Here is a 10,566-nt window from a genome sequence, read left to right as displayed (position 1 = left end):
CACCAAAACTCACATCGCCCATAGTGATGAAGGGGTTAAGTTCCTGGGCGTGGTGATACATAGCAAGTACACCCGCATACAGGGAAAGAAGGTGGTCAGGCTTAAGCAGAAGCTGAAATCACTGACGAAGCGAAACCGGGGCATCGGACTCGCGGCCATTATACGTGAGCTGAATCCGGTGTTGCGGGGCTTTGTCAGCTACTTCCGGGTGGCGAACTGCGCGCGGGTGTTAAAGCAGGTGATGGGTTGGCTAAGGCGGCGCCTGCGCTGCATCCAGCTCAAGCAGTGGAAAAAGCCGAGTCGGGTGCATCGGAGGCTGAAACAGCTGGGTTACCAACCCCCGTTCCGGCATATCAAGATGCAAAGCTGGCGCAATGCAGCATCTCCACTGGCCAGTCTGGCCCTGCCCAACACCTACCTGCACAATGACCTGCAGTTGATGGATCTTGCGAAGGTCAAAACCGGCATCACTGTCCCCGAGTTCGGGGTAAGTTAATGGCATGAGCCGTATACGTGGCCCGTATGTACGGTTCTGTGAGAGGGATGAGGCGGTAACGCCTCACCCTACTCGCTGTTGGAACTGAGAATCTCTATCGATAACCAAAAGCTTTCGTGAAGTTATTATTAATCAATTTCAGCTAATGATATTGGTGGCGTATGGTTGAGTTGTTCCAGAAAACCAGGGAGTTGCGCCATGTCAGTATTGAGAAATATGACCCTTGTAGGATGGGATGAGTCTCTTGGCATTCTTGCGCTGTATTGCTGCGAGTATGCCATCGCCCAGTAACGGGCAGAGGCTGATTTGGCAATAAGGAACGCGGTGGACCTCTTATAGTCAGTCACTATGCTGCCATTAGGAAAGATTCAAGCAGGCAACTGAGAGTGATCTATATTAAGTGATGCCCTGGTCAGAAAATACCAAATGTGCTAACGACGCGAAGAACAGGAGAGTGCTATGACAGCTAATACGTCTGGTGGTAAGTGCCCGGTAATGCACGGGGCAAACTCCACCGAAAACCGCGATGTAATGAATTGGTGGCCGGAAGCCCTCAACCTCGACATCCTGCACCAGCACGACCGCAAGACCAATCCCCTCGGTGAAGATTTCGACTACCGGGAAGAAGTCAAAAAACTCGATTTTGAAGCCGTCAAGAAAGACCTGCACGCCCTGATGACAGACAGCCAGGACTGGTGGCCGGCAGACTGGGGTCACTACGGTGGTCTGATGATTCGTATGTCGTGGCACGCCGCTGGTACCTACCGTATCCAGGACGGCCGTGGTGGCGGTGGTACGGGTAACCAGCGCTTTGCCCCGCTGAACTCATGGCCCGATAACGTCAGCCTCGACAAGGCCCGCCGTTTGCTGTGGCCGATCAAGAAAAAGTACGGCAATAAACTGAGCTGGGCAGACCTGATTATCCTGGCTGGTACGGTGGCCTATGAGTCTATGGGCCTGCCGTCTTACGGCTTCTCCTTCGGCCGTGAGGACATCTGGCACCCGGAAAAAGACATCTACTGGGGTAACGAGAAAGAGTGGCTGGCACCGTCTGACGAGCGCTACGGCGACGTCGATAAGCCAGACACCATGGAAAACCCGCTGGCGGCCGTTCAGATGGGCCTGATCTACGTGAACCCGGAAGGCGTGAACGGTAAGCCGGATCCGCTGAAAACCGCCGAGCAGGTGCGTGAAACCTTCGCCCGTATGGCGATGAACGACGAAGAAACCGCGGCACTGACAGCCGGTGGCCACACCGTTGGTAAAACCCATGGTAATGGCGATGCCTCTGCCCTTGGCGCCGAGCCGGAGTCCGCTGACGTAGAGGAACAAGGCCTGGGCTGGAGCAACCCGAACATGAAGGGTAAGGCGGCCAACGCCGTGACCTCTGGCCTTGAAGGTGCCTGGACGACGCATCCGACCAAGTTCGACATGGGCTTCTTCGAGATGTTGTTTGGCCACGAATGGGAGCTGAAGAAGAGCCCGGCCGGTGCCTGGCAGTGGGAGCCGGTTGATATCAAAGAGGAAGACAAGCCGGTGGATGCTTCGGACCCGTCCAAGCGTCACAACCCGATGATGACCGACGCCGACATGGCCATGAAGATGGATCCGAAGTACCGCGCCATCTGCGAGAAGTTCATGGCAGATCCGGAATACTTCAAGGATTGCTTCGCCCGTGCCTGGTTCAAGCTGACTCACCGGGATCTGGGCCCGAAGAGCCGTTATATCGGCCCGGAAGCGCCGGCAGAAGACCTGATCTGGCAGGATCCGGTACCGGCAGGAAGCATCGACTACTGTGAAGAGGTGGTCAAAGAGAAGATTGCAGACAGCGGACTGAGCATCAGCGAGATGGTCAGCACTGCCTGGGACAGCGCCCGTACTTTCCGTGGCTCTGACATGCGCGGCGGTGCCAACGGTGCCCGCATTCGCCTGGCCCCGCAGAAAGATTGGGAAGGCAACGAGCCGGCCCGTCTGAGCAAGGTACTTAAGGTGTACGAGCAGATCTCTGCCGAAACCGGTGCCAGCGTGGCCGATGTGATCGTACTGGCTGGTAGCGTGGGTATCGAGAAGGCTGCAAAAGCTGCCGGTTATGATGTACGCGTACCCTTCCTGAAGGGCCGGGGCGACGCAACCGACGAGATGACCGATGCACCGTCTTTCGAGTATCTGGAGCCGGTAGCCGACGGCTTCCGTAACTGGCAGAAGAAAGACTACGTCGTGAAGCCGGAAGAGTTGCTGCTCGACCGCGCCCAACTGATGGGGCTGACGGCACCGGAAATGACCGTTCTGATCGGCGGCATGCGGGTGCTCGGCACCAACCACGGTGGCACCAAGCACGGTGTGTTCACAGACCGTGAAGGCCAGCTCACGAACGACTTCTTCGTGAACCTGACCGACATGGCCTACAGCTGGAAGCCGGTGGGTAACGGAACCTACGAGATCCGTGACCGCAAGACCGACCAGGCCAAGTGGACCGCAAGCCGCGTAGACCTGGTGTTCGGCTCCAACTCCATCCTGCGTTCCTACGCAGAGGTGTACGCCCAGGACGATAACGGTGAGAAGTTCGTGAAGGACTTTATCGCTGCCTGGACCAAGGTCATGAACAACGACCGCTTCGACGTACAGGCATAATCTGCCGGTAACGTTGTAAAACCCGCCGGGCATCCTGTTTCGGGATGCCCGGCTACCTATTTCCCCCCGAATTCCTTACAATCCGCTCCGCCTGATTTTTGATCAGCCGCATTCTGATTCACTTCTCTCAGTTTCTGGAGCTTTCATGCGAATCATCCTTGCCCCGATGGAAGGGCTGGTCGACGCACCCATTCGTGAAACCCTGACCAAGGTCGGCGGGATTGACCGGTGCGTGACGGAATTTATTCGCGTGACCCACGGCATGCTGCCGCCCCGGATTTTCTACAAGTACGCCCCGGAACTTCACAACAACGCGCTGACGGAAGTGGGCACGCCAGTGGCCGTTCAACTACTGGGCTCCAACGCTGAAATGATGGGCCGTCATGGTGCCAAGGCCGCCGAGCTGGGAGCCGGGCAGGTGGACATCAACTTTGGCTGCCCGGCCAAGACCGTGAACAAGCACAAGGGCGGTTGCGTCCTGATGCGCGAGCCGGAGCTGATGTATGAAATCACCGCGGCCGTTCGCAAAGCGGTGCCTGCGGATATTCCGGTCACCGCCAAGATGCGCCTGGGCTATGACGACCGCTCTATGGGCGTGGCCTGTGGCCAGGCGCTGGAGGCGGCCGGTGCCTCCGAGATTGTTATTCACGCCCGCAGCAAGGTGGATGGTTACAAGCCGCCCGCTTACTGGGAAGAAATCGCCAGGGTACGCGAAGCGGTCAAAAGCCACGTAATCGCCAATGGCGAAATCTGGACCGTGGACGATTACTGGCGCTGCCGGAAAGTCTCCGGTTGCGACGATGTCATGATCGGCCGGGGCCTGATCGCCCGGCCGGACCTGGCGGCACAGATCAAAGCCTCCCAGAACGGTGAAACACTGGAACCCATGACCTGGGCCGAGGCCGTTGTTCTGGTGCGGGAATACGCTGCTGCCCTGCAAACCCGCCTGGAAGACAAATACGTGACCGGCCGCATCAAGCAATGGCTCAACTACCTGCGCCAGGGTTTTGCCGAAGCCGAAGCCCTGTGGCCCCAGGCCCGTAAAATCCGGAAAGTGGCGCCGATGCTGGCTTGCCTGGATCAGCCGGTAGACCTCTCGCAACGCAGCACTAACGCCGCCTAGCCCTCGTTCTCCATCATGGGCGTGTAATCACCGGAACGGGCCAGGCCATTGAGTCTCGCCCGTTTTTTCATGGCCGCCTGTGATGCCCCGGCGTTCTCCAGTCTTCCGGCCCAAGCTTTCTGGGCGGGCTCCTGCAGCGCCCGGCCGTAGGAGAAGCTCAGCTCCCACGGGTGGTAGCCCAGGCTGTTCAGAGCGTTGAGGTTTTCGGTGGATTCTTCAGGTGTCTGGCCTCCGGAGAGAAAAAATATCCCGGGGACGGCCGCTGGCACCACTCGCCGGAAAACGCTGAGCGTCGCTTCGGCAACCTGTTCAGGTGTGGCTTTGCCGGATTCCTTGCCCGGTGTCACCATGCTGGGCTTCAGCACCGTGCATTCCAGGTTCACCCGGTGCCGATGCAGGGCCTTGAACACTTCAAGCAACACATCCTCGCTCACCTCTGACGCCCGTTCGATGGTGTGGTTGCCGTCAATCAGTACCTCCGGCTCGACGATCGGCACAATACCCATGGACTGACACACGGCGGCATAGCGGGCCAGCACCTCGGCATTGGATTTGATGGCCTGGAACGAGGGCAGGCTATCCGAGATATGGAACACATCCCGCCACTTGGCAAACCGGGCACCCATAGATTTGTAATGCTCCAGCCTTGCAGCCAGGCCATCCAGCCCATAGGTAATCTCGTCCCCCGGGGCATTCACCAGCGGGCCTTTACCCTGATCAACCTTGATGCCGGGCACAATGCCCTGACTGGCAAGCAGATTGGGGATGGCGACGTCATCCAGGCTCAGTTGTTCCAGGGTTTCGTCGTACAGAATCACGCCGCTGATGTGCTCGCCAAGGCCGGGCGTGGAGAAAATAATGCTGCGGTATTCCCGCCGTGTGGCTTCCGTGGATTCCACGCCGACCGCCTTGAAGCGCTTGGCGATGGTAGGGGTGCTCTCGTCGGCAGCCAGTATGCCTTTGCCGGGCTGCACCAGGTCGGCAATGGTGGTAATAAGGTCGCCCTGAATGGTCATGGTACCTCCGTGGAAGGATGTGGTGATCAAACGTGCTTTTCAGTGTAGCCGGTAATTTGCGCGGTGGTATTTGATCTGGGCTAAGGCAGCATAAGGCCCCAGCTTCTAGACTTGAGAAAGAACAAAACAACAGGGACAAAAACAGGGACAAGGCGCCATGAAAACCGTTGTCAGTGTCAGCCAGGGCTCATCCGAGTACGACTACGAGCTTGAAACCCGTTTTCTGGGCCAGGACTTCCGGGTGATCAGGGTGGGGAGCGATGGTAACCTGGACCGTGCCGAGGCCGTTCTGGATTCGGTGCGTGAACAGGCAGATGCCATTGGTCTGAGTATGATCCACGACCATTACCAGGTAGGGCGGGAGCAGCTTCAACACCCGGATACCTCACGGCTGGAAGCCTGTGTGCCGGACAAGCCCGTCACCACCGGTGCTGGCCTGCGGGGTATTCTGCAGGAATGGGCGGTGCGCCATACCCAGACCGAACTGGGCCATTTCTTCGACAATGCCCGCGTTTTGTTCCTCAACGGCCAGGCCGGTTTCCGCATTGCCAAGGCGCTGTCGGAACATACAGACAACCTGCTGTTCGCTGATCCTTACCTGGATTTCGGCGTGCCACGTCTGCTGACTTCCCTGAGCCAGCTGGAAGCCTACGCCAAGCTCACCGCACCGGTGATGTTCAGCCCCAATGCCGTCAAGGTCATCGAGCGACTACACCGCACTCCTATTTACCGGATGGGGGAGAAACTGATCAGCGGTTCCCTGCATGAATCGGTCAGGGACTGCCATGTGATTGTCGGGGCGATGGGGGATCTGGAGGCCTTCACGGAGAAAGAGCTGGATGGCAAAACCGTGATCACCTCCCGGGTGAGCGAATCTGCCCTGGACTGGTTCCGTTCCCGGAAAGTCGCCATGGTGGTGGACTACAGCCCCTGGCTGGAAGGTCGGCCACTGGGGGTGAACGTTATGGAGGCGATGATCAGCGCAGCGTTGTCACGAACTCCGGAGCAGCTGGGTGCGGATGACTTTCTCGATGTGATCGAGCGGCTCGGGGTGGAACCCCGGATTCTGTACCCCAATGGCTACCGCCGTATAAACCGGTTCGCCTTTGTAATCCATCCGCTGTCGCAACAGTATCTGACCAAAACCCCGCCCCTGGACTGGGTCGCCAGCGTATCGCCGCCGGCGGTGATGAACCTGGTGGAAAAAGCCATCGCCTATACGCCGCCATTTGTGTACTCGAAGGTCTCCGGCATTCAGTCACCCACTGGTGATGAAGTGGAAGGCTGGCTGATTACCGTGGGCGGCACCCCGAAAGAAATCATGGCCCACGACCCGGAGTTTACCTACAGCCGCTTGCTGGCTGCGGCAAAGCTGGCCAGGAAACTGGGCGCCCAGATTATGGGCCTGGGCGCGTTTACCAAGGTAGTCGGAGATGCCGGGATTACGGTGGCCAAGCGGGCACCGCTGCCGATTACTACCGGCAACAGCTACAGCGCATCTGGCGCCCTTTGGGCCGCCCATGACGCGGCGCAACGTATTGGCAGGGTGAGTATTGGCAAAAGCGGCAAGATGGCTGGCAAGGCCATGGTTGTGGGCGCTACCGGAGCCATTGGTTCCGTGTGTGCCCGGTTGCTGGCCAAGGCCGTGGATGAAATCTATATGGTGGCTCCGGAAGCGGCCAAGCTGCTGGCCCTGAAGGAAAGCATCGAACTGGAAACCCCGGGCGCTATCGTGCACGTGGCAGCCACCACCGATCGCGATCTTCCGGATATGGATATGGTGGTAACGGCCACCTCCGGGGCCGGCAAGCGCATCCTGGATATCATGAAGGTAAAGCCTGGCTGCGTGATTACCGACGTGGCCCGGCCGCTGGATATTCCGGCAGAAGATGTGGCCCGGCGGCCGGATGTGTTAGTCATCGAATCCGGTGAAATCCAGCTTCCCGGGCCGGTAAAGATGAAAGACATCGGCCTGCCCAAAGGCATCGCCTATGCCTGCCTGGCCGAAACCATCGTACTGGCGCTGGAAGCCCGGTTCGAGAACTTCACCCTGGGCCGTAATATCGAATGGGAGAAGGTGCGGGAAATCTACAAACTCGGCCTGAAGCACGGCATGCAGCTGGCGGCAGTGTCCGGGGTTAACGGTGTGTTCACCGAGGAGGACTTCGAACGGGTACGGGCGCTTGCTGCAGAGGCCACAGAGCCCGCCTGATTAGGAAATTGGCCCGCAATAACCTGACGCCCCCGCAAAAGGGGGCGTAGTCTGTAGGAAAGTATTCGAGCCCACAGGTTCAGGAGAGTTTGCTATGAACGCGCCAGCGACACAAATCAAGAAGTCCGCAAGGGGCTACCGGAGTGCGACACCGCCGGGGCTGGTACCGGAAGTGCGCAGTCCGGGTTTCGAGTTTCCGGAGGATCTCCCAAAATACTGGTGGGATAACGACCCGGTAAAAACCTTGTTGCTGGGGGCGTTGTCTGCCAGCTTCCCGCCCGGAGAAAAATTCTTCATTGATTCGGTCCGTCACTACCAGGACCAGATTACGGACCCGGAGATGAAGAAGGCGATCCGGGCATTTATCGGCCAGGAGGCTCATCACTCGAAAGAGCACAAACTGATGAACGGCTTCCTGGAGGAGCGGGGCGTTGGTCTGGGCCGGCTCGAGCGTGAAGTGCAGTGGTTCATGAACAAGCTGCGCAGGAACTTCACTCCGGAGCGCCAGCTGGCCCATACCGTGGCGGTTGAGCACTTTACGGCCCTGATGGCAGAGGAGTTTCTGCTCAAGTTTGATGCGCTCGAGGAAATGGACCCGAGGATCGCGCCAGTCTGGGCCTGGCACGCTATTGAAGAGTCAGAGCACAAGGCGGTGGCCTTTGATGTTTATAAGAGTATCGGCGGCAGCGAGTTTATCCGGGTGACGGAAATGATGGTTGTGAGTGTGATCTTCCCGTTCTTCAGCACGCTGCACGTGATTCAGCTGATGAAGGAAGACGGCCAGCTGGGGAACCTGAAATCCTGGGCCGGGGCCTTTAATTATATGTGGGGCAAGCCGGGTGTGTTCCGCAAGTTGATACCGTCTTACCTGAAGTATTACAGCCCGAACTTCCACCCCTGGAACAACGACGCCCGGGATCTTGTGGAGAAGGCTAAGAAGCGCTGGCTGCCAGCGTCACTTCAAGGTTGAGCAGGGCCCGTTTACGCTCGATGCCCCAGCGGTAGCCCCCGAGGCTGCCGTCAGACCGGACAACCCGGTGGCAGGGTATTACCACCGCCAGTTTATTGGCTGCGCAGGCCGTAGCAACGGCGCGCGTGGCTTTCGGGCGGCCCAGCATCCGGGCAAGTTCGCTGTAACTGACGGTGGTGCCTGCCGGAATTCGCAGAAGGGCTTGCCAGACTTCTTTCTGGAAGACAGTGCCTTTTGGTGACAGGGGTATCGGTAGGCTGCCAGCGGGGGTGTCGACAAACTGCCGCACGGGCTCAAGGATGTCGGCGTTGCCGGCGGTTGCGGGCTTGAGAGCCTGGCCGGGGAAATGGGCGTGAAGCAGGGCGACAAGTTCTTCATCTGTGTCGCCCAGCTCGATGGCGCAGAGGCCTTCTTCAGACCAGCTGGCCAGCAGCTGGCCCTGTGAGCATGGGGTGATGCCATAGTGCATCACCGCATTATCCTTCCAGTGCTTTGCGCATGTTATAGCGCAGGAACTGGGCCCCACGAACCGTGCCCCGCTGCTCGTCGACCACTTCAAAGCCGTGCCGCTCAAAGAACGGCCGTGCGACCACGCTGGATTCGGTTTTCAGCTCTTTCACACCCATGCCGATCAGTTGCTTTTCCGCCTCATGGTAGAGGGTGGAGGCAATGCCCCGGCGGGCAAAGTTGGGCGCGGTGAACACCAGGTCAATGGTGCCGTCCTTGTCGTAGGAAATGAACCCAGCCAGGTCGTCGCCTTCCTCGGCGACCAGGGTTTCCAGCGAGTCCAGCCGAGCGCGCCAGACATCCAGGTGAGGCGTACGGGAGGCCCAGGCATAGCGCTGGGTTTCATCATAGGCCCCAGCGGTCAGCTCATGTACGGAATCCGTAAACAGCCGAACCACCGGGCTCAGATCCTGAATCTGGTACTTGCGAATCGTGATAGACGTGATTGTGTTCATGTCAGCTCAGTGTGCACCTGTGTTGGATAGCAGGTTAAAACCGTTATTCCACTATACCCGCAGCATACCCCGTACAGCAGGAAAATCCAGCATTCATACCCACTCAAATTGCTTGACCCCATTCCCGGCACCCTTTAACATTCATTTAAAATGAATGTTAAGAAACCTTGATAGAGGAATACCTGATGGCATTGTCATTTCTGAACATTTTCAAGAAAGAAGAGAAAGAAACTGAAACCGCAAAGGTTGAAGGGTTTGACCCGAAAGCCAACGCGGAAGAGAAGAAGGAAGAAACCAGCAAAGGCGGCCATGGCGGTGGCACCTGCTGTGGTTCCTGTTCCTGAGACGCCTGGCGTTTATCTGTAATTGCCTGTAAAAAAGCCCGGTTGCTTGCGCAACCGGGCTTTTTTCAATTCGTCAGCTGATTACTTCAGCCGCACTTGCTGTCGCCGCAGGACAGGCAGGTAGCACAGCCATCCATCACGATCACAGCCTTGGTGTTGCACTTGCCGCACATAGTGGCGTTGGCAGGGTAGTCGCTGCCAGTGTCGTCGTTGGTGGCCTTGTCCTGACTGGCTTCAAACTCCGCACGCTTCTCGGCGAGGATGCGCTTGGTGGTTTCGCTCAGCTCGTCACTTTCCAGAAGGCCGATGGCTTTCAGGTGTTTCTCGATCACGGCTCCGATTTCGGCCACCAGTGATGGCATGAACACGCCGCCCTTCTTGAAGTAACCACCGTTCGGGTCATACACGCTGCGCAGCTCTTCCACCAGGAAGGTTACGTCGCCACCTTTGCGGAATACCGCCGAGATAACGCGGGTGAGGGCGATAACCCACTGGAAATGCTCCATCGACTTGGAGTTGATGAACACCTCATAGGGCTGGCGGCTCTCGTGGTCAGTGCCTTCGTTGAGCAGGATGTCATTGATTGTGATGTACATCGCGTGCTCGGCCACGGGCGGCTTAATCTTGTAGGTGGTGCCCAACAGGAAATCCGGCCGCTCGATGTACTCATTCATCTCAACCGGCTTGGTTTCAGCCTGTACCGGTGCCTGGTGTTCGTTCGGGGTTTCCGCATCGGCTTTCTTGACCCGGTAGCCGACGATTTTGTTGCTGATTTTGACTGTCATTTTGCTGTTCCTGTCTGTCGGTTTCCG

Annotated in this window: 10 protein-coding genes; 6 read left to right on the top strand and 4 right to left on the bottom strand. The window is 58.1% G+C overall.

Translation table 11 applies throughout. The features are described 5' to 3' along the window. From AC13DJ_RS04670 to AC13DJ_RS04660, 3 genes are all read left to right on the top strand, one after another. Positions 1–496: group II intron maturase-specific domain-containing protein (locus tag AC13DJ_RS04670; RefSeq protein WP_482936971.1), on the top strand; the 496-nt coding region annotated here is incomplete at its 5' end. Positions 497–955: 459 nt separating this feature from the next. Beyond that, complete coding sequence (gene katG / locus AC13DJ_RS04665) at positions 956–3,127, top strand: catalase/peroxidase HPI (RefSeq protein WP_482933989.1); 2,172 nt, start codon at positions 956–958, stop codon at positions 3,125–3,127. Between the two features lie 145 nt (positions 3,128–3,272). Then, positions 3,273–4,250 carry a tRNA dihydrouridine synthase gene (locus AC13DJ_RS04660; RefSeq protein WP_474539311.1) on the top strand — a complete coding sequence of 326 codons (978 nt, stop codon included), beginning with the start codon at positions 3,273–3,275 and terminating at the stop codon, positions 4,248–4,250. Here AC13DJ_RS04660 and AC13DJ_RS04655 read toward each other — a convergent pair. Continuing rightward, complete coding sequence (locus AC13DJ_RS04655; RefSeq protein ID WP_474544161.1) at positions 4,247–5,266, bottom strand: class I fructose-bisphosphate aldolase; 1,020 nt, start codon at positions 5,264–5,266, stop codon at positions 4,247–4,249. The genes AC13DJ_RS04660 and AC13DJ_RS04655 overlap by 4 nt on opposite strands. Before the next feature lie 157 nt (positions 5,267–5,423). Here AC13DJ_RS04655 and AC13DJ_RS04650 point away from each other — a divergent pair, with 157 nt between their 5' ends. Both AC13DJ_RS04650 and AC13DJ_RS04645 read left to right on the top strand, forming a co-directional pair. Beyond that, positions 5,424–7,478: a dehydrogenase gene (locus AC13DJ_RS04650; protein ID WP_474544159.1), complete on the top strand. Its 2,055-nt coding sequence runs from the start codon at positions 5,424–5,426 to the stop codon at positions 7,476–7,478. A 94-nt stretch (positions 7,479–7,572) separates the two neighbouring features. Further along, positions 7,573–8,448, top strand: coding sequence for a metal-dependent hydrolase (locus AC13DJ_RS04645; RefSeq protein WP_474539305.1), 876 nt, complete (start codon positions 7,573–7,575; stop codon positions 8,446–8,448). Here AC13DJ_RS04645 and AC13DJ_RS04640 read toward each other — a convergent pair. Together AC13DJ_RS04640 and AC13DJ_RS04635 are read right to left on the bottom strand one after the other, a co-directional pair. Then, positions 8,411–8,917, bottom strand: coding sequence for a methylated-DNA--[protein]-cysteine S-methyltransferase (locus tag AC13DJ_RS04640; protein WP_474539303.1), 507 nt, complete (start codon positions 8,915–8,917; stop codon positions 8,411–8,413). The genes AC13DJ_RS04645 and AC13DJ_RS04640 overlap by 38 nt on opposite strands. Positions 8,918–8,924: 7 nt before the next feature. Then, a complete protein-coding gene (locus tag AC13DJ_RS04635; protein WP_288370042.1) occupies positions 8,925–9,410 on the bottom strand; it encodes a GNAT family N-acetyltransferase in 486 nt (161 codons plus the stop codon). Positions 9,411–9,595: 185 nt separating this feature from the next. On the opposite strand from AC13DJ_RS04635, the gene AC13DJ_RS04630 reads away from it, so the two are divergent. Further along, positions 9,596–9,754: a CCGSCS motif protein gene (locus tag AC13DJ_RS04630; protein WP_082640900.1), complete on the top strand. Its 159-nt coding sequence runs from the start codon at positions 9,596–9,598 to the stop codon at positions 9,752–9,754. 86 nt (positions 9,755–9,840) lie between these two features. Here the strand turns inward: AC13DJ_RS04630 and AC13DJ_RS04625 are convergent, their stop codons facing one another. Next, on the bottom strand, positions 9,841–10,539 hold the full coding sequence (locus tag AC13DJ_RS04625) for a TSCPD domain-containing protein (RefSeq protein WP_022989178.1): 699 nt from the start codon (positions 10,537–10,539) through the stop codon (positions 9,841–9,843). Positions 10,540–10,566: the final 27 nt, after the last annotated feature.

The sequence above is a fragment of the Marinobacter sp. L-46 genome, from assembly GCF_056859535.1.
The sequence above is the reverse complement of the archived record's forward strand: the minus strand, read 5'-3'. Positions and strand labels throughout refer to the sequence as shown.